This window comes from Cupriavidus sp. (genome assembly GCF_057315035.1).
The window spans coordinates 123,436-146,609 of sequence record NZ_DBHKYV010000004.1; the positions used below are offsets into that span (position 1 = coordinate 123,436).

18 protein-coding genes are annotated in these 23,174 nt (G+C 63.9%); 13 read left to right on the plus strand and 5 right to left on the minus strand.

The window, feature by feature from the left end; all coding sequences use genetic code 11:
- Positions 1–30: 30 nt before the first annotated feature.
- Entirely contained in the window at positions 31–1,056 is a 1,026-nt protein-coding gene (locus ACO550_RS09100) for an amidohydrolase family protein (RefSeq protein WP_315595976.1), read from the minus strand.
- A gap of 9 nt (positions 1,057–1,065) precedes the next feature.
- On the minus strand, positions 1,066–2,199 hold the full coding sequence (locus tag ACO550_RS09105; protein WP_315595977.1) for a 4-oxalomesaconate tautomerase: 1,134 nt from the start codon (positions 2,197–2,199) through the stop codon (positions 1,066–1,068).
- Positions 2,200–2,349: 150 nt separating this feature from the next.
- On the opposite strand from ACO550_RS09105, the gene ACO550_RS09110 reads away from it, so the two are divergent.
- From ACO550_RS09110 to ACO550_RS09125, 4 genes are all read left to right on the plus strand, one after another.
- Positions 2,350–3,570 (plus strand): LysR family transcriptional regulator, encoded by a 1,221-nt coding sequence (locus tag ACO550_RS09110; protein WP_315598914.1) that lies wholly within the window; start codon positions 2,350–2,352, stop codon positions 3,568–3,570.
- 169 nt (positions 3,571–3,739) lie between these two features.
- Positions 3,740–5,068 carry an MFS transporter gene (locus ACO550_RS09115; RefSeq protein WP_315598915.1) on the plus strand — a complete coding sequence of 443 codons (1,329 nt, stop codon included), beginning with the start codon at positions 3,740–3,742 and terminating at the stop codon, positions 5,066–5,068.
- Positions 5,069–5,079: 11 nt separating this feature from the next.
- Positions 5,080–6,375 (plus strand): gallate dioxygenase, encoded by a 1,296-nt coding sequence (locus tag ACO550_RS09120; protein WP_485994649.1) that lies wholly within the window; start codon positions 5,080–5,082, stop codon positions 6,373–6,375.
- A gap of 55 nt (positions 6,376–6,430) precedes the next feature.
- Positions 6,431–6,838 (plus strand): rubredoxin, encoded by a 408-nt coding sequence (locus ACO550_RS09125; protein ID WP_315597427.1) that lies wholly within the window; start codon positions 6,431–6,433, stop codon positions 6,836–6,838.
- 61 nt (positions 6,839–6,899) lie between these two features.
- On the opposite strand, the gene ACO550_RS09130 is transcribed toward ACO550_RS09125, so the two are convergent.
- Complete coding sequence (locus ACO550_RS09130; protein ID WP_315597428.1) at positions 6,900–8,459, minus strand: methyl-accepting chemotaxis protein; 1,560 nt, start codon at positions 8,457–8,459, stop codon at positions 6,900–6,902.
- 333 nt (positions 8,460–8,792) lie between these two features.
- Between ACO550_RS09130 and ACO550_RS09135 the strand changes: the two genes are divergently transcribed.
- The 6 genes from ACO550_RS09135 (at position 8,793) to ACO550_RS09160 (ending at position 16,008) form a co-directional block, all read left to right on the plus strand.
- Complete coding sequence (locus tag ACO550_RS09135) at positions 8,793–9,446, plus strand: PepSY-associated TM helix domain-containing protein (RefSeq protein ID WP_315597429.1); 654 nt, start codon at positions 8,793–8,795, stop codon at positions 9,444–9,446.
- A 37-nt stretch (positions 9,447–9,483) separates the two neighbouring features.
- Positions 9,484–10,005, plus strand: a complete 522-nt coding sequence (locus tag ACO550_RS09140) for a DUF2271 domain-containing protein (RefSeq protein ID WP_315597430.1) — start codon at positions 9,484–9,486, stop codon at positions 10,003–10,005.
- 35 nt (positions 10,006–10,040) lie between these two features.
- Positions 10,041–10,865, plus strand: a complete 825-nt coding sequence (locus tag ACO550_RS09145; RefSeq protein WP_315597431.1) for a DUF4198 domain-containing protein — start codon at positions 10,041–10,043, stop codon at positions 10,863–10,865.
- A 16-nt stretch (positions 10,866–10,881) separates the two neighbouring features.
- Positions 10,882–11,886, plus strand: a complete 1,005-nt coding sequence (locus ACO550_RS09150) for an FAD:protein FMN transferase (RefSeq protein ID WP_315597432.1) — start codon at positions 10,882–10,884, stop codon at positions 11,884–11,886.
- Entirely contained in the window at positions 11,883–13,472 is a 1,590-nt protein-coding gene (locus tag ACO550_RS09155; RefSeq protein ID WP_315597433.1) for a sulfite reductase flavoprotein subunit alpha, read from the plus strand. The genes ACO550_RS09150 and ACO550_RS09155 overlap by 4 nt, the downstream gene beginning before the upstream one ends.
- Before the next feature lie 82 nt (positions 13,473–13,554).
- The gene (locus ACO550_RS09160) at positions 13,555–16,008 is read left to right on the plus strand and encodes a penicillin acylase family protein (RefSeq protein ID WP_315597434.1); all 2,454 of its coding nucleotides are present in this window, start codon (positions 13,555–13,557) and stop codon (positions 16,006–16,008) included.
- A 172-nt stretch (positions 16,009–16,180) separates the two neighbouring features.
- On the opposite strand, the gene ACO550_RS09165 is transcribed toward ACO550_RS09160, so the two are convergent.
- The gene (locus tag ACO550_RS09165) at positions 16,181–19,201 is read right to left on the minus strand and encodes an FAD-binding and (Fe-S)-binding domain-containing protein (protein ID WP_315597435.1); all 3,021 of its coding nucleotides are present in this window, start codon (positions 19,199–19,201) and stop codon (positions 16,181–16,183) included.
- Positions 19,202–19,280: 79 nt separating this feature from the next.
- Positions 19,281–19,973, minus strand: coding sequence for an FCD domain-containing protein (locus tag ACO550_RS09170; protein WP_315597436.1), 693 nt, complete (start codon positions 19,971–19,973; stop codon positions 19,281–19,283).
- Positions 19,974–20,223: 250 nt separating this feature from the next.
- On the opposite strand from ACO550_RS09170, the gene ACO550_RS09175 reads away from it, so the two are divergent.
- From ACO550_RS09175 to ACO550_RS09185, 3 genes are all read left to right on the plus strand, one after another.
- Complete coding sequence (locus tag ACO550_RS09175; RefSeq protein WP_315597437.1) at positions 20,224–21,429, plus strand: pyridoxal-phosphate-dependent aminotransferase family protein; 1,206 nt, start codon at positions 20,224–20,226, stop codon at positions 21,427–21,429.
- 59 nt (positions 21,430–21,488) lie between these two features.
- Complete coding sequence (locus ACO550_RS09180; protein ID WP_315597438.1) at positions 21,489–22,496, plus strand: Bug family tripartite tricarboxylate transporter substrate binding protein; 1,008 nt, start codon at positions 21,489–21,491, stop codon at positions 22,494–22,496.
- 164 nt (positions 22,497–22,660) lie between these two features.
- Positions 22,661–23,167, plus strand: a complete 507-nt coding sequence (locus ACO550_RS09185) for a tripartite tricarboxylate transporter TctB family protein (RefSeq protein WP_315597439.1) — start codon at positions 22,661–22,663, stop codon at positions 23,165–23,167.
- Positions 23,168–23,174: the final 7 nt, after the last annotated feature.

Sequence of the window (23,174 nt, forward strand, 5' to 3'; positions counted from 1 at the left end):
CACTGTTGGTCGCGAACTACTTTTCGCGCACTACAGGCCGCGCGCTTTCAGTCGTGCATCGAGCCGCGGATATACGCGCCGTGCGTTGCCTTCAAAGATCTGGTGACGCTCCTGATCGGACAGCGCGGCCTGGTCGATGTAGCGACGTGTGTCGTCGTAGTAGTGACCGGTCTCTGGATCGATGCCCCGCACCGCACCGATCATCTCGGACGCGAACAGCACGTTGCGGACCGGGATCACGCGCGTCAGCAGGTCGATGCCGGGCTGGTGATAGACACAGGTATCGAAGAACACGTTGTTGAGCAGATGCTCCTGCAGCGGTGGCAGCTTCAGTTCCTGCGCCAGGCCGCGGAAGCGCCCCCAGTGGTAAGGCACCGCGCCGCCGCCGTGTGGGATCACGAACTTCAGCGTCGGGAAGCGTTGGAACAGGTCGCTGGTCAGCACCTGCATGAAGGCCGTGGTATCGGCATTCAGGTAGTGGGCCCCCGTGGTGTGGAAGCAGGCGTTGCAACTGGTGCTGACGTGAATCATCGCCGGCACGTCCAGCTCGACCATCTTCTCGTAGATCGGGAACCAGTACGGGTCGGAGAGCGGTGGCGACGTCCAGTGTCCGCCCGATGGGTCGGGATTCAGGTTCACCCCGACAAAGCCGTACTCGCGCACGCAGCGTTCAAGTTCCGCGACGCAGGTTTTCGTATCGACCCCGGGCGATTGCGGCAGCATGGCCGCACCGACGAAATGCTCGGGAAACAGCTCGCTGACGCGATGGCAGAGTTCGTTGCAGATGGCGGCCCACGTGGCACTGGTCTCGAAGTTGCCAATGTGGTGCGCCATGAACGACGCGCGCGGCGAGAAGATCGTCAGGTCCGCGCCACGCTCGCGCATCAGGCGCAACTGGTTGCTGACGATGGCCTCACGCAGCTCGTCGTCGCCGATACGCAATTCACTTGCGGATGGCGCGAGCTCGGGTGCGGAAAGGCTGGCGATCTGGCGTTGCCGCCAGTTTTCCAGGGATTTGGGCGCGGTGGTGAAATGCCCGTGGCAATCGATGATCATGAACTGTGCTCAATAAGGCCAGGCGCTGGCCGGCACCAGCACCTCGCCACGCATGATGGGACGCGCCGTACGAATCAGCGCGCTACGAAGGATTGACCCTGGTGCCGCGGGGTCGGTCTCGAGTTCGACGGTGAATTCGCCGCTGGGATGTTCAACGCTGATTGCATGCAGCGGCCCCGCCGCGACCGCCGCGATACCTGAGGCAATGCTGCCCGGCAATACACAAGCGGTGCCGACCGTGATTGCCGCCAGCACGCCAATCGCGTCATGGCATACACGCGGAATAAAGCAGCGGGTGGCAAGACTGCCGCCGTTGTGCGGTGCCGCGATCAGGCACATCTTTGGATAGCTCTTGTCGCTGACGTCACCGAGGCCCATCAGTTCGCCAGCCACCAGCCGCAAGGCTTCGATGCGCTGCTTGAGCGTGGTGTCGGCATTGAGATCGGCAACGCGTTCCTGGGCCGTGCGTCCGAGATCTCTGGCGCGCATCAACACCATTGGCATGCCGTTGTCGATCAACGTTGCGTCGATGGATAAAGGTTTGCCGTCGAGCGGATCGATGATGGTCAGGGTGTCCACGGCATTGCCGGTGGGCAGCATTGCATGGCATACCGAGCCCGCGGTATCGAGGAAATCGATCACGATTGGCGCCGCCGTGCCAGGTACGCCATCGATGCGTGCCGCTCCTGAAAATTGCGGAACCTGCTGCGGTGTCTGCATCGTGATATCGCAGAGCATGCCGGTGTTGCGTGTCAGCACACGCGCACGCGTGACACCGGCTTGTGGTGCTATCAGGCCGCGCTCGATCGCGAATGGCAGAACTGCGGCCAGCATGTTGCCGCAGTTCGGCGTGGTGTCGACGGTATCGCTGTTCGGCTGCAACTGCGCAAACGTGAAATCCAGGTCGGCCTGGCCCGGCATGCCGCGCGCCACGATGCCCGCCTTGCTGGTCAGTGGATGGGCGCCGCCAAGTCCGTCGATCTGACGCGGATCGGGGCTACCCATCGCGGCCAGCAGAACACGATCACGCTCGCCGGTTTCCGTCGGCAGGTCACTTGCCAGGAAGAACGGTCCACGCGATGTGCCGCCCCGCATCAGGGTGCAGGGAATGGCGCGCAGATCGGAAGCAAGGCAAGGCGTCATGGCAGGCAGCTAACGGAGCGGATCCGGTATGGCAGGTGCCCGAAGTATCCGTGTCCGGTACAGGTCCTTGGTTGCGATGTCGCAGGACAATTGTTCTAATTTGCTTATTGCCGTCTGGCACGGGCGTCTGGAAAAGAAGAAGATAGCGAGATGGAGACAGTCAGCCTGCATCACCTTCACGTATTCGCCGGGGTAGCCGCCGCCGGCGGGGTGCGTCGGTCGTCGGAATCGCTGCACCGCGCATCGTCGGCCATCGCGCGATCGGTGGCGGCGCTGGAACAGACGCTGGGGGTCGCGTTGTTCGAGCGCAAGGGCCGCGGCATGTTGCTGACTCGCGCGGGCGAAATCGTGCTGGAGCGCGCGCGCCATATCGAGGCTGCCTTGCGCGAAGTCCGCGAGGAGGCCGTACGGTTACGCACGCGGCCCGGCGTGGCCGTTGCCAGCCTGGAAGCACTGCACAACGAGCGACGGCTCGAAGTTGCCGTAATGCTGGCCGAAGTACACCACATGCCCAGCGTTGCGGCGTCGATCGGCGTCTCGCAATCGGCCGTGAGCCAGGCCATTGCACGGCTCGAGGATGCCTTGGGACAGCCGATCTTTACGCGCACCGCACGCGGCATGGTACCCACCGATGCGGGTAGCCGCTGGGTGGTACGCTTCGAACGCGCGCTGGCGGACCTGCGCCACATTCGCGCCGATATTGCTGCGCTGCAAGGCGTGCTGGAAGGGGCCGTCACGGTCGGCGCACTGCCGCTGGGCCGCACGTTACTGTTGCCGACGGCAATTGCCGACGTCCACCACCGTCATCCACGGCTGCGTTTCGCAACGCTGGAAAGTCCCTATGAGGAACTGACCGCGGGTTTGTTGAGCGGGCGCATCGACTTCATCCTGGGGGCGTTACGCCCGCATCCCTCGCAGGGCCTGGCCACCGAAGTGCTGTTCGAAGACCGCATTGCGCTGATTGCACGCGCATCGCATCCGCTGGCCAGCAAGAAGCGCATCAAGCTGCCGGAACTCGAACCGTATCCCTGGGTGCTGTCGCGCGCGGCGTCGCCGTCGCGGCAAGCGCTGGACGGCGTGTTTGCGTCGCGTGGCCTGCCGCTGCCGCAACCACTGGTGGAAACGGGCGACCTGGCACTCGTGCGTGGCCTGCTGCTGCAGGGCGACATGGTTACCGCGTTGTCGGCCCACCAACTACGGCACGAAATCGATGCCGGATGGTTGCAGGAACTGGACCTGCCGCTGCCCGACACCTCGCGCAGCATTGGCATCACCATTCGTGCCGGCGCACGGCTGTCGCCCGGCGCGGATGCGCTGATCGCCGCGCTGCGGCACGCCAGCCAAGCCATGGAATCTCCATCCGATAAGTAAAAGGCAACGCGAGCCACGCCACAAAGCAATACTGCGAACGCTACCAAAACGTAGACTGCCGTTGCCGTGTACCGGGGGTGCATGGCCAGCCGCTGTTCGCGGCGATTAGCTTAGTGATAACTAGAATCCGCTGTGGCCTGCCCAGCGGAAACCGCCAGGAGACGGCACCATGACCACCCAACGGCTCGATATCCGGGCTCATATCAACGAACGGAAGATGTCCGGCTACCAGTGGCTGCTGCTGGTACTGTGTTTCCTGATTGTGGCTACCGATGGCATGGACGTTGCCATCATGGGCTTCCTGGCCCCGGGCATTACCCGCGAATGGGGTATCTCGAAAGCGGCCTTCGGCATTGTGATGAGTGCGGCCCCGCTGGGCCTGGCAGTCGGCGCGCTGCTGGTGGGCCCGCTGTCGGACCGCTTTGGCCGCAAGAAGCTGTTGATCGGCTCGGTTGGCCTGTTCGGGGTCTTCAACCTGCTCTGCGCGTTTGCCGACAACACGGCCACGCTGTCGCTGCTGCGCTTCCTGACCGGCCTGGGCCTCGGCGCCGCAATGCCGAGCACCACCACGCTGCTGTCCGAATATGTGCCCGAGCGCTCGCGCAGCATGCTGCTGGCCACGATGTTCACCGGCTTCAACCTCGGTTCCGCACTGGTAGGGTTCGGTGCGGCGGCCATCCTGCCCGAGCATGGCTGGCGTGCCGTGCTGATCGTTGGCGGAGCCATTCCGCTGATCTGCCTGCCGTTCTACATGCTGCTGGTTCCGGAATCGGCACGCTTCATGGTGGTTCGCAATGTGGCGCCCGATCGGATTGCCCGTACGCTGCGCCGCGTCGTGGGCAGCGAGATTGCCGAGGGCACCACGTTCACCATCAGCGAGCCGCCGGTGTCGGGCAAGCAGCCGGTGCGTACGCTCCTGTCGTCGGGCTATCGTGGCATGACGCTGGCGTTGTGGATCACGTATTTCATGGGCCTGCTGGTGATCTATCTGCTGAGCGGCTGGCTGCCGACGCTGATCAAGGATGCCGGCCTGCCGATCGAGCGTGCGGCCAACCTGACCGCGCTGTTCCAGTTGGGCGGTACCGTGGGTGCGCTCGTGGTGGGATACTGCATGGACCGCTTTGCGCCACATCGCGTGATTGGGGTGTCGTATGTGCTTGGCGCGGTGTTCATCCTGATGCTGGCTTCGGGCAGCGTGATGTCGTCGATGTTCGCCGCCTACGTGCTGTTGGCCGGCTTCTGCATGAGCGGTGCGCAGACTGGCCTGAACGCATTCGCACCGCAGTGCTACCCCACCCCGGTGCGTGCCACCGGTGTCAGCTGGATGCTCGGCATCGGCCGCTTCGGCAGCATCACTGGCTCCATGGCCGGTGGGTTGCTGCTGTCGATGGGCTGGAGCTTCAGCGCGGTGATTGCCATCCTGGCCATTCCCGCCACCCTGGCAGCAATTTCCATTGTTTCGACCAAGAAAGCGCAACTGCGCGCGGTCACAGCCTGACGTACTGACATATGGCCACCATCATCGGCGCAATCGCCTCATCCCATACGCCCACCATCGGCTTCGCGCTGGATGCGGGCAAGCAGCAGGACCCGGCATGGGCACCCATCTTCGCGGCGTATGCGCCGGTGAGCGCGTGGCTGCAAGAAAAGAAACCGGACGTGTTGCTGGTGATCTACAACGATCACGTGACGTCGTTCTTCTTCGACCACTACTCGGCATTCGCGCTCGGGATTGGCGATACCTACCACGCCGCCGATGAAGGTGGCGGCCCACGCCACCTGCCGCCAGCGCGCGGCGATGTGGCGCTGGCCCGGCACGTGGGTGCGTCGCTGGTGGCCGATGAGTTCGACATGTCGTTCTTCCAGGACAAGGCGCTCGACCACGGGTGCTTCTCGCCAATGTCGGTGATGTTGCCGCATGAAGGCGAATGGCCCGTGAAGATCCTGCCGTTGCAGGTTGGCGTGCTGCAGTTTCCCGCACCGTCGGCGCGGCGCTGCTTCAAGCTCGGCCAGGCCATCCGGCGTGCGGTGGAAAGTTACCCGGAAGATCTCAAGGTTGCGATTGTCGCCACGGGCGGGCTTTCGCACCAGGTGCACGGCGAGCGCGCGGGTTTCAACAATACTGCGTGGGATCACGAATTCCTGGACCTGTTCGAACGCAACCCAGAGGCTTTGCTAGATATCACGCATGCGGAGTTCGCCAGGCGTGGCGGCTTTGAAAGTGCCGAGGTGGTGATGTGGATGGTGATGCGCGGCGCCATGGCGGACCGTGTGCGCTGCCTGCATCGCGACTACTACCTGCCGTCGATGACCGGCATTGCGGTGGCCGTGTATGAAGACGTTGCGCACGTGGATGAAGACGCGCTCGCCGCGCGTGTGGCACAGCAGCGCGAGCTTATCGGGCATCAGTTGCGTGGCATCGAGACGCTGGAAGGGACCTATCCATTTACGTTGGAGACCAGCGTGCGCGCGTACCGCATCAACAGCTACTTGCATCAGCTGATCGATCCGGCATTCCGCGAGCGTTTCCGTGCCGATCCGCTGGCGACCTATGACGAAGCCGGCTTGACCGAGACCGAACGCGACCTGATCACGCGGCGCGACTGGCGCGGCATGATTCACTACGGCGTGATTTTCTTCCTGCTGGAAAAACTTGGCGCGGTCAGCGGGGTGTCGAACCTGCACATCTACGCGGCCATGCGCGGGGAGTCGCTCGAAGCGTTCCAGAAGACGCGCAATGCACCTGGCGCGCTTTATTCGGTGGCGGGCGGCGGCGGCTCGACCTGGGCCGGCGGCAAGTCTTGAAATTTCGCGGACAGGCGCCATATGCGTGCCTGTTTGTGATGACTTCCGCCCCCTAATGTACAAGAAAGGCACTTCCGTAGAAATCCAGTTTTCCCCGCAACGCCTGAACGATGGCGCTGGCGATCCGTATTGGGTGGATCTGTCACTGGACGAAGCACAGGCGCTGATGGAGCGCTTGCAGAATCATCTGGCGCAGGCCACGCAAGGCACGGCGGCACCGTTGGTGTTCAGTCTCGAAGGGCCGGTTGTCCCGGAAGCTGCGCCGGTACCTCGTCAGGCTCCTGCTATGGAAAGCGAGTTCAAGCAGTGGGTCTGCATCATCTGCGGCTGGGTCTACGACGAAGCGGCCGGACTTCCCGAAGATGGCATTGCGCCTGGCACGCGTTGGGAAGACATTCCCGACGACTGGCGTTGCCCGGAGTGCGATGTCGGCAAGGAAGACTTCGCCATGGTGGAGTTCTAAGTCGACTCAGTTTTTCGCTCCCCTACCCCGCGCGGGGTAGGGGAGCGAAATCGCCGGGAAACTACAGCGCTCCCGCCAGCCTGAACTGACCCACCGCACGGTGTAGTGCGTCGGCCTGGTCTTCCAGCGATGCGGCGGCTGCCGTCGCTTCTTCCACGAGTGCCGCGTTCTGCTGCGCCATCTGGTCCATCTGCGACACTGCCTGGTTGACCTGTTCGATGCCGCCGGTCTGTTCTTCGGTTGCCGCGCGCATCTCGCCCATCAGGTCCGTTACGCGTTTCACGGCTTCGACAATCTCTTCCATTGCCTTGCCGGCGCCTTCCACCAGCACGGAGCCGTCTTCCACGCGTTGCGCGGAGTTGTCGATCAGTGACTTGATTTCCTTGGCAGCCGTGGCGGAACGTTGCGCCAGGCTGCGGACTTCACCCGCCACCACCGCGAAGCCACGGCCCTGTTCACCGGCTCGCGCGGCTTCCACCGCGGCATTCAGTGCCAGGATATTGGTCTGGAATGCGATGCCTTCGATAACGCCGATGATGTCGACCACCTTGCCCGAGGCGGTCTTGATCTCGCCCATCGTGCCCACCACCTTGTGCACGATCTCTCCGCCGCGCACCGCAATTTCCGATGCGCCCTCGGCCAGCCGCGATGCCTGCCGCGCATTGTCGGCGCTTTGGCGTACCGTGCTGGTCAGTTCCTCCATGCTGGCCGCGGTTTGCTCCAGCGAGGCAGCCTGTTCCTCGCTACGCCGCGACAGGTCGACATTGCCGGCGGCAATCTGGCGTGCCGCTCCGGCGATCGAGTCGGCCGAGCCGCGAATCTGGCCAATCGCGCCGGTCAGGCGCGTCTGCATCTGGTGCATGTTGTAGAGCACGCTTTCCCGATCATTCGGCGCGGTTTGCACGTGCGTGGCCAGGTCACCTTCGGCGATGCGAGCCGCGATCTCTGAAGTCAGGGCCGGTTCACCACCAAGTTGCTTTTGCAGGCTGATCGACACGCGCACCATTACCAGGCTCATCAACGCGCCCACGCCAAGCAACCAGCCCAGCGCCTTCCACAGTCCGGCGCGGAACTCGGCCTGGATGTCGTCCATGTACAGGCCAGCGATGAAATTCCAGTCCCATGGCCTGAAGTTCAGTACATAGCTGAGCTTTGGTTGCGGTGCATCGGCGCCCGGCTTGGGCCACAGGTATTCGATGAAACCCTTGCCGGCGGTCTTGCCGATCTGGGCAATGTCGCGGAACAGGTAGACGCCGTTCGGGTCCTTCATGTCCGCCATGTTCTTGCCATTGAGCTCGGACTTGATGGCGTGCATCAGCACGACCGTGTCCGAACGCATCACGGTGAAGTAGCCATCGGCACCAAAGCGCATCGCGCGCACGCGGTCGAGCGCCTGCTTCTGGGCTTCCTCGGTGCTGAGCTTGCCAGCGCGTGCCATGGCCTCGTACTCGGCCACGACCGAGTTGGCCGTGTCGGTCACCTGTTCCAGTGTGACCTTGCGATCCTGCAAACGCAGCTCGCGCATCTGCCACGCGTTCCACAACGTGATGGCCAGCAGGCAGGCCCAGCTCAGCACCAGCGGCAGCATGAGCTTCTTTCTCAGGCTAAGGTTCTGCAACATCCACTTCCTCCGTTTCGCTTCGTTGATCACCGGGACGCTTCTTCAGTCGTCCTCTATGGGCGCCATAACGGCGGTGTCATCGAAAAACTTGATCGAGGATTAATACCAATAGGGTAATAGTGGAGAGGACGCCGCTTGGCTTTAAAGGCGCATCTTGGCTGGCGTAACGAACAGTAATCAAATCCTTCGGTTTCAATGCGCAGGTTTTATTGCCGCCACAAATGAGAACCATTATCATCGTTCGGTTTCTGGCGAGATTGTGATGTCATCGCCAGTTGCATTGGCGGATGTGGTGCCGCCCGGCACACCCCGCATATCTTCTCAGCAACCCGAATGACCGACTCCGCGCCAGTTTCCGGCCAGCAGCGCCGCGCCTTCTGGCTCAAGCATCTTCACCAGTGGCACTGGATCAGTTCCGCGATCTGCCTGATCGGGATGCTGATGTTCGCCATCACCGGATTCACGCTGAACCACGCCGGCCAGATCGAAGCCAGGCCGACGGTTGTCACGCGCAGTGACACCGCGCCGCGCGAGGTCATCAATGCGCTGAAGCATGCCGCGCCGGCCGACGCCGCCACGAAGAACCAGAAGGGCCCGGTGCCGCCGGCATTGTCGGCATGGCTCGCGCAGGCGCTCGACGTCGATGCCGCCGGACGTGAAGCCGAATGGTCTGCCGATGAGATCTACGTGGGGTTGCCGCGGCCAGGCGGCGATGCCTGGGTCAGCGTGGCATTCGATACCGGCGAGGTCCAGTACGAATCCACCTCGCGCGGCGTGGTTTCCTATCTGAACGACTTGCACAAGGGCCGCAATACCGGCCGCGCGTGGAGCCTGTTCATCGACGCCTTTGCCATTGCTTGCCTGATCTTCAGCGTCACGGGCCTGTTCCTGCTCAAGCTGCACGCCACGGGCCGCGTGGCCACATGGCCGCTGGTGGGCGCGGGATTGGTAATCCCGTTGCTGCTGGCGATCCTGTTCATTCACTGAGTTTGTTTCTACATCCATCGAGAAAGGTAGTTTCGACATGCGCCGACTCCTGACCGTCACCCTGACCGGCCTCGCCGCTGCGCCGCTGGCTCCCGCCGTGGCCGCCGACCTGAGTGTCAAGGTGGAGATCCCCCGCCTGAACGTAGCCGAATACCACCGTCCGTATGTGGCGATGTGGGTCGAGCGTGCCGACCAGACCCCGGTTTCGACGCTGGCGGTCTGGTACGACGCGAAGAACAAGGAAGGCGAGGGCACCAAGTGGCTCAAGGACATGCGCCAGTGGTGGCGCAAGGCTGGCCGCGACATGCAGATGCCGTCCGATGGCGTTTCGGGTGCCACGCGTGCACCGGGCGAACATGCGCTGACGTTCTCCGATGGCAAGGTGCCGCTGGGCAAGCTGCCCGCCGGTGACTACCAGCTGGTGGTGGAAGCCGCGCGTGAAGTGGGTGGCCGCGAGCTGGTGCGCGTACCGTTCGCGTGGCCGCCGAAGGCTGCGCAAACCGCGCGAGCCGCGGGCGAGCATGAACTCGGCGGCGTGACCGTCAACCTGAAGCCTTGAGCCATACGAACCAACTTGCTGACTGGAGTCCGACGATGAACAAGCCTGCCCGTTTCTCTACCCGTCTTGCCATCCTGGCCCTGGCCGCGCTGGCGCCGCTGGCCGCGCACGCGCATCGCCAATGGCTGTTGCCATCGGCCACGGTACTGTCCGAGAAGGACGCCTGGGTGACGGTCGATGCGGCCGTCTCCAACGACCTGTTCTACTTCGAACACGTGCCGATGCGTCTCGACAACCTGCTCGTGACCGCGCCCGACGGCAAGACTGCCGTGCAACCTGAAAACGCATCGACCGGCAAATATCGCAGCACGTTCGACCTGCATCTGACGCAGCCCGGCACGTATCGCGTGGCCGTGGTGAACCAGGGCGTGTTCGCGAGCTGGAAGGACAACGGACAGACCAAGCGCTGGCGTGGTGCCGCCGATGCGTTCGCGCAGAACGTGCCGGCCAACGCGCAGGACCTGCAGGTCACCGAGATCGCCGGTCGCGTGGAAGCGTACGTGACCAATGGTCGTCCTACCAAGCAGGTGCTGGGCACCACGGGCAAGGGTCTGGAACTGGCACCGATCACGCACCCGAACGACCTGATTGCCGGTGATACGGCCAGCTTCCGCCTGCTGCTCGACGGCAAGCCGGTCGCGAACCAGAAGGTGGCGGTGGTGCCGGGTGGCATCCGCTATCGCGATCGTCTGAACGAGATGTCCTCGACCACCGACGCCGACGGCAAGTTCAGCGTCAAGTGGCCGACCCCGGGCATGTACTGGATGGAAGCCGAGTTGAAGGACGAGAAGACCTCGCTCAAGGAAGCCAAGTCGCGCCGTGCCACGTATGCGGTGACCGTGGAAGTACTGCCGCAGTAAGTCACAAGGTTTGTCGATGCATCGTGTGCTGATTCCCGTCGCGCTGTCCGTGCCGCCGCCCGAGCCTGTTGCGCAAGGGCAGGTGTGCCAATGGGCCGGTGAAACGATGGGGACTACGTGGTCGGTCACCGCTGTTCTGGCGCGTGCCGACCAACAAACCGGTATCGAAGCCGGTATTCGCGCGGTGCTCGACAACGTAATCGCGCAAATGAGCAATTGGTCCGATACCTCGGACCTGAGCCGCTTCAACCGCGCGATGCCCGATAGCTGGGTGACGCTGCCTGAAGACTGCTTCACCGTATTGCAGGCAGCGTTGCAAACCGCGCGCGACAGTGGTGGTGCTTACGATCCGTCCGCGGGTCCGTTGGTGGACTTGTGGGGCTTCGGGCCGACCGGCAGGTGCAGCAGTGCACCGTCGCCCGACGACGTTGCACGCGTGCGCGCATCGTGCGGATGGCAGAAGTTGGAGATCGACGCCGCGCGGCATCGGGTACGTCAACCCGGCGGTCTTGCGCTGGATTTCTGCGCCATCGCCAAAGGCTTTGCAGTGGATGCGGTCTCGCATTATCTGGCCGCACAAGACATTGCCCATCATCTGGTCGAGATCGGTGGCGAATTGCGCGGGCAGGGCCTGAAACCCGACAGCATGCCGTGGTGGGTTGAGCTGGAATCCCCAACGGCCGATGGGGATCCAATCAAGCGCACACTGGTTGCGTTGCTGGGTTTGTCGATTGCCACGTCGGGCGACTACCGGCGCTATTTCGAGCAGGATGGCAAGCGCTATGCGCATACCATCGACCCGCGTACCGGTTATCCGGCCGCGCATGCACTGGCGTCGGTCACGGTGATCCATCGCGATTGCATGATGGCCGATGCGCTGTCCACCGCATTGACGGTGCTTGGCCCACAGGCCGGCCTGGCTTTCGCGCAGCGTCAGGCGCTGGCTGCAAGATTCCTGGTGCGCACACCCCATGGCTTCGATGAACTGACCACGCCGGCCTTTGCCGCGATGCTGTCATGACGCGCTGGTTCGGGTGGATCGTCCTGATCATCGGGCTTGTGCTGGCCCTGCTGGCGCCTGGTCGCCATGCGATTGCTGCGGGCGTGGTCATCGCCTATGCGGGATTCTGTGCCAACGTGATTGGCGCGCATCGTCGACGCCGTGCGGCACGCCTGGTTGCGTCCGCCGTTCCCGATGGCGCCACAAGGCCCACGCTGGTGGCTTATGCCAGCCAGACCGGCTTCGCGGAACAACTGGCCACGCAAACCGCGCGGGCCTTGCAGGGCGCCGGACTGCCCGTGCAATTGCTGTCGTTTGCCGAACTCGATGGCGCGCGGCTGGCGGGTTGTGGGCAGGCGTTGTTCCTGGTCAGCACCACGGGCGAGGGCGATGCCCCCGATACGGCATCGGGCTTCACGCGCAAGCTGCTGTCCGGTACTTCCCCCGATGCATTGAAGCAGTTGCGCTACGGCATCCTCGCGCTTGGCGACAGCAGCTATGCGCGTTTCTGCGCGTTTGGTCATGCACTGTCAGGATGGTTGCAACGGCAACAGGCGCAGCCGCTGTTCGATATGGTCGAAGTCGACAATGGCGATCCCGGTGCGCTGCGCCACTGGCAGAACCACTTGTCCGCTCTAAGTGGCGGTGCCGAGATCGAAGACTGGGAGCGTCCGCGCTACGGCCACTGGCAACTGGTGGAGCGCCACCTGCTCAATCCGGGCAGCCTCGGGGCGCCGGCCTATCATCTGGCGCTGCTGCCCGAGCAAGCGAAGGACCTTGCGTGGCAGGCCGGTGATATCGCCGAAGTCGGCCCATGCCAGCCGCCTGAGGTGGTAGCCCGTCTGCTCGACCGACTGGCGCTCGATGGCGCGGTGCTGGTCCGTTGCGACAGCCGTCCGATGCCATTGGCCCAGGCCTTGGCCACACGGCTGCCGTTGCCCGATGCACATATGCAGACGATGGCCGGACTGGCGCCGCAGCAACTGATCGATGCACTGCCCGCGCTGCCGCATCGCGAATACTCGATAGCGTCGCTGCCCGCCGATGGCCGCCTGGAATTGCTGGTGCGTCAGACCTATCGAGCCGACGGCGCGCTGGGCCTTGCTTCGGGGTGGCTGACCGAGTTCGCCCCAGAAGGCGCCCGGATTGCGCTGCGGGTCCGTACCAATCGCACATTCCATGCGCCTGCCGATGATCGCCCGTTGATCCTGATCGGCAATGGCACGGGATTGGCCGGCCTGCGTGCGCTGATCAAGACGCGCGCCGCGGCGGGTCAGCATCGCAACTGGCTATTGTTTGGCGAACGTTCCGCCGCGCATGATGATTTCCACGGGGCTGAACTGCAGGCATGGTCCGAGCAGGGCGTGCTGCAACGCATCGACCGTGCATGGTCGCGCGACGGGGGCATGCCGCATTACGTGCAGGATGCCGTGCGGGCGCAGGGCATCCTGATCGCGGAATGGGTGGCGCAGGGTGCTGCCATCTATGTCTGCGGCAGCCTGCAAGGCATGGCGGGCGGCGTGCATGCGGCGCTTGCCGAGATCCTGGGCGAAGCGCGCCTGCAGGACATGATTGGCTCGGGATATTACCGCCGCGACGTATATTAGGGCCGTTTTTGCGGCAGCGCAGGATCGCCTGCGCGATCACATTCCGCTATCCTCGCAGGTCAGTTGCCGCCGAGGAGATTCGATGTCCCGTCCTACCCGCCCCACCCGTGCGCTGGCACGCCTTGCCGTATCGGCCGCCTGGCTGGTTGCGGCTGTCAGCGTGTCAGCACAAGCCGCCGGCCCGGATAAATTCACGGTAGCCGGCTTGGAGAAACCTGCCACGGTGCTGGTGGATCGCTGGGGCGTGCCGCATATCTACGCCAATACGCTCTACGACGCGTTCTACGTGCAAGGCTTCATGGCCGCGCGCGACCGCTTGTGGCAGATCGATCTGTGGCGCAAACGCGGCCTGGGCGAGATGGCAAAAGACTTTGGACCAGCCTATGTCGAAGGCGACCGCATGGCGCGTGCCGTGCTGTTCCGCGGCGACATGTACCGCGAATGGCTTGCTTATGGCTCAGATGCCAAGCGTGTGGCAGAGGCTTTCGTGGCTGGCGTCAACGCCTACGTGGCGCAGGTGGAAGCGCATCCTGACCTGCTGCCGCCCGAGTTCAAGATCCTGAACTACAAGCCATCGCGCTGGCGCGCCGACGACATCGTACGTATCCGTCATCACGGACTGACGCTCAATTTCACCGGGGAAATCGATCGGGCGCAGATCTTCTGCTATGTGAAGCCAAACGCGGTGCGTGCCGACTGGGTGCGCCGCGAACTCGATCCGCCGGTCGAACCCAAAGTACCCGACGGTCTCGATACCTGCGCGGTACCGGCGGCCGAACTGCGCAAGGCCTATGACCTGGCCACGGCCGCGCCGCGCTTCCCGAAGGACGCGTGGTCGCAGGGCGGCACCAGCAAGGCCGAGAACATTCCGGTGGACCAACTCTATGCCACGGTCGATGCGTCGAGCGATACCGCGCGCAGCCTTGGCTCGAACAACTGGGTGATTGCGGGCAGCCGCACCACCACGGGCCGGCCAATCCTGGCCAATGATCCGCATCGCGCGCATGGCGCACCGAGCCTGCGCTATATCAGCCACCTCAATGCGCCGGGGCTGTCGGTGATCGGGGCCGGCGAGCCGTTCCTGCCCGGCATCTCGATTGGCCACAACGGCACGGTGGCGTTCGGCCTGACGCGATTCTATATGGACCAGGAAGATCTCTATGTCTACGAGACCAATCCCGCGCAGCCGCACGAGTACCGGTACAAGGGGCGTTGGGAGCCAATGGAGACTGTCACCGAGCAGATTGCCGTGCGTGGCGAGCCCACGCCGCGCAAGGTGACGATCGACTATACGCGCCACGGTCCGGTGCTCTATGCCGATGCCAAGGGCAATCGCGCCTATGCGTTGCGCGCGGCATGGCTGGACCTGGGCATGGCGCCGTACTTCGGTTCGATGGACTATATGCGCGCGCAAAACTGGGACCAGTTCCGCGCGGCAATGAACCGCTGGGGCGCACCGGGCGAGAACCAGGTCTATGCGGACCGCTTTGGCAATATCGGCTGGATCCCTGGTGGGCTGACTGTGAACCGGCCGAACTGGGACGGGCTGATGCCGGTGCCGGGCGATGGCCGCTATGAGTGGGCCGGCTACCGCAATATGGATGAACTGCCGTGGGCCTTCAATCCTGCGCCTGGCTTTGTGGTGACCGCCAACGAGAACAATATCCCGCCCAATCACCCTGCCGCGAAAATTGGCGTTGGCTACGAATGGAGCGACAGCTCGCGTGCACGCCGGCTCAAGGCATTGGTGGCTGCCAACGCGCGTAGCTCGCTGGAAGATTCGATGGCGTGGCAGAACGATACCGTCTCGCTGCCGGCGCAACGCGTGGTGGCGCTGGTCAAGCCGCTGAACAGCAGCGATGCCCAGGTGCAGCGCGGGCTCGACCTGCTGCGCAACTGGGATGGTAACGAGCGCGCCGATAGCGCACCGGCAGCGCTGTTCGAGGTCTGGTTCAGCAAGTACCTGCGCACCTCGATCGTACGCGCCGCGCTGTCTCAGGAAGGCTCGCGACTGGTGGGCGTAGCCGATGCCAGTCGCGTAATCGCGGTGCTGGAACGGCCCGATACGTGGATGACGGTCGACAAGCGCAACGAGATCATGATGGGGACGCTGAAGTCGGCCATGGTCGAGGTCGAAAAGAAGCTCGGTACCGATCCGAAGAGCTGGCAATGGGGCAAGCTACACACGGCCGTGTTCAACCATCCGCTCGATGCGATTCTCGATCCAGCCGTGCGCCAGCAATACGATGTCAACGCTGGACCGATCGGCGGGTCTTCATTCACGCCGATGAATACCAGCTACCGCAACAGCGACTTCCAGCTGACAGCCGGTGCATCGTTCCGCATGGTGCTGGATGTGGGCAACTGGGATGCGTCGCGCGTGGTGAACACGCCGGGCCAGTCGGGTAATCCGGCCAGCCCGCACTACCGCGACCTGGCGCCGCTGTGGGCCAAGGGCGAGTATTTCCCGCTGGTGTATTCGAGAAAGGCCGTGGAGAAGGAAAGCCGGGAGAAGGTTGAGCTCGTGCCGCAGTGACAGCGGTAATTTTTCCTGTCGGTTTACTCCCCTCTCCCGCACGCGGGAGAGGGGCGGGGGAGAGGGCCAGCGCATCAAGACGCGAGGTCGGCAAGCAGAACCTCATGCCCTCATCCCCAACCCCTCTCCCACGCCGTGGGAGAGGGGAGAAAACCCAAAGGTTCTTCAACCCCTACAACGCCATCTCCAGCACCCTTGCCACATGCATTGCCTCACGTCCGGCGCCATCATGAATCTGATGCCGGCAACTGGTGCCGTCGGCCACCACCAGCGTTTGCGCATCGGCCTTGCGCACTGCTGGCAGCAGTGACAGCTCGCCCATCTTCATCGACACCTCGTGATGTTCGGCCTCGTAGCCGAAGCTGCCGGCCATGCCGCAGCATGACGATTCGATCAGTGAGGTCTTGAGTTCCGGAATCCAGCCGAGCACCTGTTCCACGGGGCGTACGGCGTCGAATGCCTTCTGGTGGCAGTGACCGTGCAGCAGTGCCTGCGCATGGCCGATTGGCTTCAGCGTGGGCGTGAAGCGCCCGGCACCATGTTCGCGCACCAGGAACTCCTCGAACAGGAAGGCGTTGTCGGCAAGCTGGCGCGCCGCATCCCCATAGCCGTACTGCAGGAATTCATCGCGCATCGACAGCAGGCATGACGGTTCGAGTCCGACCACCGCCACGCCGCGCGATACGAAGGGCAGCAGCGTATCAAGGGAGCGCCGGGCTTCGGCCTTGGCTTCATCGACCAGGCCCGCCGCCAGGAACGTGCGGCCGCAGCATAGCGGGCGTTCACCGGGCACGCCCGACAGATGCACGGTGTACCCGGCGGCTTCCAGCACGCGCTGCGCGGCGCGCGCATTGTCGGGCTCCATATGGTTGTTGAAGGTATCCACGAACAGTACGACTTCCTTGTCCGCTGCCGGCTTGCTGGCATAGTCATCGCGCAGGAAGGCCGCTTGCCAGCGCGGCAACGAGCGCCGGGCGGACAGGCCGAACAGGCGCTCGCTCAACTGCGGCAGGCCCGGTACGCGATCGCGCAGGTTGAACAGCCACGGCAGCTTGCTGGCAAGGCCGGCATAGCGCGGCAGGAATGCCACCAGCCTGTCGCGCGTGCGCAGTCGGCCCGCGCTGGCATTGGCGGCACGTACTTCGATCTTCATCTTCGCCATGTCGATGCCGGTGGGGCAATCGCGCTTGCAGCCCTTGCATGACACGCACAGGTCCATGGTCTCCTTGACGGCCGGGTCGAGCAGGCCTTCGCTGCCGAGTTGGCCCGACAAGGCGAGCCGCAATGTATTGGCGCGCCCGCGCGTCAGGTGCTGTTCATCGCGCGTGACCCGATAGCTCGGGCACATGGTGCCGGCGTCGAACTTGCGGCAATGCCCGTTGTTGTTGCACATCTCCACCGCGGCTGCCAGGCCGCGCGCGGGATCGAGCCCGGTACCGGGCGCGCTTTCGGCTTCGGTCACCGGGTCGCGCGTGACGTTCCATGCCGACCAGTCCAGCGTCGGCTGAATGGGTTTGACGGTATAGGAAGGTGGAAAGCGGAACAGCGCCGTCTCATCCATCTTCGGCGTGCCCACGATCTTGCCCGGGTTGCAACGGTTCTCGGGATCGAACAGTGCCTTAACCTCGGCAAAGGCCTGCGCCAGCGCCGGGCCAAACTGCCAGGCCACCCATTCGCCGCGGCAAAGGCCGTCGCCGTGCTCGCCCGAATACGCGCCCTTGTATTCGCGCACCATCGCCGCGGCTTCCTCGGCAATCGCACGCATCTTCGCGGCACCATCGCGACGCATGTCGAGAATCGGGCGGACATGCAAGGTGCCCACGCTGGCGTGGGCATACCACGTGCCGCGTGTGCCGTGCTTGTGGAACACCTCGGTCAGGCGCGAGGTGTACTCGGCCAGGTGTTCGAGCGGTACGGCGCAATCTTCGATAAACGATACCGGCTTGCCGTCGCCCTTCATGCTCATCATGATGTTCAGGCCAGCCTTGCGCACTTCCCACAACGCTTTCTGCGGTCCGGCCTCGGGCATCTCTACCACGGAGCCGGGCAGGCCAAGGTCGGCCATCAGCTCGACCAGTTGCTGCAGGCCTTGCAGCGTGGCGTCGCGGTCTTCACCGGCAAACTCCACCAGCAGGATGGCCTCGGGCTCGCCAACCAATGCCTTGTCGATCACGGGCCGGAAGGCCGGGTTGTTGCGCGCCAGGTCGATCATGGTGCGATCGACCAGTTCCACCGCCGCCGGCTTGAGCGCCACGATATGGCGCGTGAGGTCCATCGACTGGTAGAAGGTCGGGAAATTGACCACGCCGAGCGTCTTGTGCGTGGGCAGCGGTGCGAGCTTCAGCGTGATATGGCGGAAGTACGCCAGCGTGCCTTCGGAACCGACCAGCAGATGGGCCAGGTTGACACTGCCGTCGCTGGTGTAGGGGCGTTCGTTCTGTGGATCGAAGATATCGAGGTTGTAGCCGCCCACGCGGCGGAGCACCTTTGGGTACATCTGCGCGATGGCCTCGCGCTCGCGTTCGGCAATGCGCCGCACGCCATCGGCGATGACACGATGCGGCGCGCTATCGGCCGGCCAGTCGGCATCGAAGCGCACGTCCTCGCCGCTGGCCAGGATCGCCTGCACGCCCAGCACGTTATGCACCATGTTGCCGTACTGGATCGAGCGCGAACCGCACGAGTTGTTGCCGGTCATGCCGCCAATCGTGCATTGCGCGGCGGTGGAGACATCCACCGGAAACCACAGGCCATGCGGCTTGAGCCACGCGTTCAGGTGATCGAGCACGATGCCGGGCTGCACGGTCACCGTGCGCGCCTGTGCATCGAAGTCGATGATCTGGTTCAGGTACTTGCTGTTGTCGATGACCAGCGCCTCGCCCACGGTCTGGCCACATTGGCTGGTGCCACCACCGCGCGGCAGCAGAGGCGCCTTGAGATCGCGCGCAATATCGAGCGCAAGCCGGGCGTCGGCTTCATCGCGCGGTACCACCACGCCAAGCGGCATGATCTGGTAGATCGACGCATCGGTGGCGTAGCGGCCACGGCTGGCGGTGTCGAACAACACTTCGCCGCGTAGCTCGGCGGCCAGGCGCCGGTACAGCGGCGATTGCAGGGCATGGGCGGAAGTCGCGCCAGGCATGAAGCGCAGCGGCTGCACGCCGGGCGGCGTGGGGGTGGTCGGCAAGGCCATGGGCGGGGATGTCTCCGGTTGCGAGCACTGGTGGACACCGCCCTGGCTTGCGCACGCGCGGTCGCGCGTGACGCCATGGTCAGGCGGCGGCGTCCTGTGCGCGTTCTAGTTCGGCGATCAGCGCGTCGTGCTTGTGTTGCAAGTGCGCGCGCAGGATGTCACGCAGGGCCGCGCCGTCGCGCTTCGCCAGGGCATCGAGCATGGCGCTGTGCTCGCGCACGGCCAGGTCCCATTTGTCGTGGTCGAAGTTCGAACGGAAGCGCAGCGCCTGGATGCGCAGGTTGATGCGTCGATAAGTCTCCTCAAGGATCGGATTGCGCGCCGCCGCGTTGATGGCGTCGTGGATGCGCCGGTTCAGCGCGTAGTAGTTGGGCAGGTCGCGCCGCGCGTGGCACGCCAGCATTTCATAGTGCAGGGCGCGGATCTCGTTGAGCTCCGCTTCGGTGATGCGCTGGCAGGCCAGCTCGCCGGACATGGCCTCCAGCGCGCCCATCATCTCGAACAGGTGGTTGATCGATTCCTGCGACAGCACCACGACCTCGGCGCCCCGGTTCGGCAGCAGCGTCACAAGTCCGTCGCCGGCCAGCACCTTGAAGGCCTCGCGCAACGGTGTGCGCGACACCTGCAGCATGTCGCACAGCACGCGTTCGTTGAGCCGCGTGCCGGGCGCGAGGTCGCCTTCCATGATCATCGTGCGCAGGCGCTGGGCTACCGCCACATGCAGGATCTGGCGGTCGACGGCGTGCGAGGCGGAAGTCGGATTTGTGCTCATTAGGGATCGCGTGGCTTGACAGTATTGTATTCAAAAACTAATCTGGGGCAAGCACGAACTGCGTTCCGGCGTCACTGGCCCTGCCCGGAACCAAGCAACGACTGGCATTAAAGCCTTGTAGTTGTTGATTTATAAGGCTTTGTAGCGGAGCGGCAGGTGTTTGCACCCGCCAACATTATCCCGCATGCCGGACCTGCAGTGCATCCCAGATTTTTGAATACAAAATTCAAACGTAAGGACACGAGGCGACATGATCCGACTGAATTCCCATCCCAGCGGCCGGCATTTCCTGCAGATTCCAGGACCCACCAACGTGCCCGACCGCGTGTTGCGCGCGATGGACTACCCGACCATCGACCACCGTGGCCCCGAGTTCCAGCAACTGGGCAAGAAGGTGCTGGCCGATATCCGCAAGATCTTCCAGACCGCCCAGCCCGTGGTGATCTACCCCGCGTCAGGTACTGGCGCATGGGAGGCTGCGCTGGTGAATACCTTGTCGCCCGGCGACAAGGTGCTGATGTACGAGACCGGTCATTTCGCCTCGCTGTGGAAGAAGATGGCCGACAAGCTCGGGCTCAATCCCGAATTCATCGTGGGCGACTGGCGCCATGGCGTGGACGCCGCGGCCATTGGCGCGCGCCTGGCCGATGACCGCAACCACGAGATCAAGGCCGTCTGCGTGGTGCACAACGAAACCTCGACCGGCGTTACCTCCGACATTGCCGCCGTGCGGCGGGCCATCGATGGTGCCGGTCACCCGGCGCTGCTGCTGGTGGACACGATCTCGTCGTTGGGTTCGGTCGACTATCGCCATGACGAGTGGGGTGTCGATGTCACGGTCTCGGGCTCGCAGAAGGGCTTGATGCTGCCGCCGGGCATCTCGTTCAATGCGGTCAGCCAGAAGGCGATCGCGGCCTCGGCCAACGCGAAGTTGCCGAAGGCCTTCTGGGGCTGGGACGAGATCCTGGAATCGAACAAGAACGGCTTCTGGCCGTACACGCCGGCCACCAATCTGCTCTACGGCCTGTCCGAGGCCTGCGACATGCTGCTCGAAGAAGGCCTGCCGAACGTGTTCGCGCGCCATCATCGCCACGCCGAGGCCACGCGTGCCTGCGTGACCGCGTGGGGCCTGGAGATCCTGTGCCAGAACCCGGCCGAGTACAGCCCCGCGCTGACCGCCGTGGTGATGCCTGATGGCCACAACGCCGACGCGTTCCGCAAGGTCACGCTCGAGAACTTCAATATGTCGCTGGGTCAGGGTTTGTCGAAACTGTCCGGCAAGGTCTTCCGCATTGGCCATCTGGGCGACTTCAACGACCTGACGTTGATGGGCACGCTGGCTGGCGTGGAGATGGGCCTGGCGCTGGCAGGCGTGCCGCACCAGTCTGGCGGCGTGCTGGCGGCAATGGAAAGCCTGCGCAACGCGGCGTTGAAGCCGGCACTGCGCGCCGCCTGATGCAGCAAACGGAGGCGGCCCCGCAGAGGCCGCCCCGGCTTAACCAAAGGAGACAGACCATGACGTACCGTTATGCCGTGCGCGCGCTTGCGTGCGCTTCGCTGTTTGGTGTCGCGCTGGCCGCCGCGCCGGCTTTTGCCTGGGAACCAACCAAGCCTGTCGAAGTGGTCGTACCGTTCAGCGCAGGCGGTGCATCGGATCAGATGGCGCGCTCGATCCAGGGCATCATCGCCAAGCACAAGCTGATGAACCAGCCGATGATCGTGGTGAACAAGGCGGGCGCCAGCGGTGCGGAAGGTCTGATGGACACCAAGGCCTCGAAGGGAGATGCCCACAAGCTGCTGGTCACGTCGTCGGCGCTTTACACGGTGCCGATGATCAGCCAGTTGCCGTTCAACTGGCGCGACCTTACGCCGGTGGCCATGGTGGCGATGGATGAGTTCGTGCTGTGGACCAATGCCGAGGCGCCGTACAAAACGCCGTCCGACTACATCGCCGAGGTAAAGAAGGCCCCGAACAAGTTCAAGATGGGTGGCACGAGTTCGAAGCGCGAGGACCAGATCATTACCGCGCAGACCGAACGCAAGGCCGGCGTGCGCTTCATCTACATCCCCTACAAGGGCGGTGGCGAAGCGGCGACGCAGCTGTCGGGCAAGCATATCGATTCCAACGTCAACAATCCGTCCGAATCGATCGGCCAGTGGCGTGCCGGTGAACACCGCGCGCTGTGCGTGTTCGCCCCCGAGCGCATGCACTATTCGGCCAAGATCACCGCCACGCAGAGCTGGGGCGATATTCCCACGTGCAAGGAGCAGGGCCTGGACGTGCAATACCAGATGCTGCGCGTATTCATGCTGCCCGGTGGCGTGACACCTGACCAGCAGAAGTATTACGTCGAACTGATGCAGAAGGTAGTGGCGACGCCCGAGTGGAAGGAATACCTCGAGAAGAACGCGCTCAAGAACGATTTCATCACGGGCCCCAAACTCACCGAGTTCCTGACCACGGACGAGACGCGCCACAAGGACATCATCAGGGAAGCAGGATTCGTGGCGGCGGCGAAGTAAAGCATCGCTGCTGGTTTTCTCCCCTCTCCCGCACGCGGGAGAGGGGCGGGGGAGAGGGCTGGCCTTTCGCGATGCGACGTCGTGGTTTGCACCGCTGGCCCTCTCCCCCAACCCCTCTCCCGCCGTGCGGGAGAGGGGAGCAAACACACAGGAGACGAATCCCCATGACCGAACAAACACACGACGCCACCGCGCCGGCGGCAATATCGGTGCGCACGGCGGAGATTGCCGTGGCGGTACTGATTGCCATCGGCGCGGTGGTCGTGATGGTGACCAACTACCAGATCGGTGCCGGCTGGGCACCCGATGGTCCGGAGGCCGGCTATTTTCCGTTGCGTATCGGCGCATTGATCTTTATCTCGTGCGTGGTGGTGCTGTGGCAGGCCTTGCGCGCGCAGAACGATGCGGTCTTCGTGACCGTGCCGCAACTGAAGCAGGTGGCCGTGATCCTGGTGCCGCTGACCGTCTATGTGGCGTTGATCGCGTTCCTCGGCATCTACGTGGCATCGGCGATCTTCATCGCGGGCTTCATGCTGGTGATCGGCAAGTTTGCATGGTGGCGCGCGGTGCTGGCTGGCGTGGCCATCAACGCGGTGCTGTTCTGGATCTTTGAAATGCAATTCCGCGTACCGCTGCCCAAGGGGCCGCTTGAAGCGGCCTTCGGATTCTGAGGGGACG

What these genes read in the sequence shown, in the direction of transcription:
- ACO550_RS09100 (WP_315595976.1), bottom strand. Translation starts at nt 1,056, where the DNA reads ATGATCATCGATTGCCACGGGCATTTCACCACCGCGCCCAAATCCCTG.
- ACO550_RS09105 (WP_315595977.1), bottom strand. Translation starts at nt 2,199, where the DNA reads ATGACGCCTTGCCTTGCTTCCGATCTGCGCGCCATTCCCTGCACCCTG.
- ACO550_RS09110 (WP_315598914.1), top strand. Translation starts at nt 2,350, where the DNA reads ATGGAGACAGTCAGCCTGCATCACCTTCACGTATTCGCCGGGGTAGCC.
- ACO550_RS09115 (WP_315598915.1), top strand. Translation starts at nt 3,740, where the DNA reads ATGACCACCCAACGGCTCGATATCCGGGCTCATATCAACGAACGGAAG.
- ACO550_RS09120 (WP_485994649.1), top strand. Translation starts at nt 5,080, where the DNA reads ATGGCCACCATCATCGGCGCAATCGCCTCATCCCATACGCCCACCATC.
- ACO550_RS09125 (WP_315597427.1), top strand. Translation starts at nt 6,431, where the DNA reads ATGTACAAGAAAGGCACTTCCGTAGAAATCCAGTTTTCCCCGCAACGC.
- ACO550_RS09130 (WP_315597428.1), bottom strand. Translation starts at nt 8,459, where the DNA reads ATGTTGCAGAACCTTAGCCTGAGAAAGAAGCTCATGCTGCCGCTGGTG.
- ACO550_RS09135 (WP_315597429.1), top strand. Translation starts at nt 8,793, where the DNA reads ATGACCGACTCCGCGCCAGTTTCCGGCCAGCAGCGCCGCGCCTTCTGG.
- ACO550_RS09140 (WP_315597430.1), top strand. Translation starts at nt 9,484, where the DNA reads ATGCGCCGACTCCTGACCGTCACCCTGACCGGCCTCGCCGCTGCGCCG.
- ACO550_RS09145 (WP_315597431.1), top strand. Translation starts at nt 10,041, where the DNA reads ATGAACAAGCCTGCCCGTTTCTCTACCCGTCTTGCCATCCTGGCCCTG.
- ACO550_RS09150 (WP_315597432.1), top strand. Translation starts at nt 10,882, where the DNA reads ATGCATCGTGTGCTGATTCCCGTCGCGCTGTCCGTGCCGCCGCCCGAG.
- ACO550_RS09155 (WP_315597433.1), top strand. Translation starts at nt 11,883, where the DNA reads ATGACGCGCTGGTTCGGGTGGATCGTCCTGATCATCGGGCTTGTGCTG.
- ACO550_RS09160 (WP_315597434.1), top strand. Translation starts at nt 13,555, where the DNA reads ATGTCCCGTCCTACCCGCCCCACCCGTGCGCTGGCACGCCTTGCCGTA.
- ACO550_RS09165 (WP_315597435.1), bottom strand. Translation starts at nt 19,201, where the DNA reads ATGGCCTTGCCGACCACCCCCACGCCGCCCGGCGTGCAGCCGCTGCGC.
- ACO550_RS09170 (WP_315597436.1), bottom strand. Translation starts at nt 19,973, where the DNA reads ATGAGCACAAATCCGACTTCCGCCTCGCACGCCGTCGACCGCCAGATC.
- ACO550_RS09175 (WP_315597437.1), top strand. Translation starts at nt 20,224, where the DNA reads ATGATCCGACTGAATTCCCATCCCAGCGGCCGGCATTTCCTGCAGATT.
- ACO550_RS09180 (WP_315597438.1), top strand. Translation starts at nt 21,489, where the DNA reads ATGACGTACCGTTATGCCGTGCGCGCGCTTGCGTGCGCTTCGCTGTTT.
- ACO550_RS09185 (WP_315597439.1), top strand. Translation starts at nt 22,661, where the DNA reads ATGACCGAACAAACACACGACGCCACCGCGCCGGCGGCAATATCGGTG.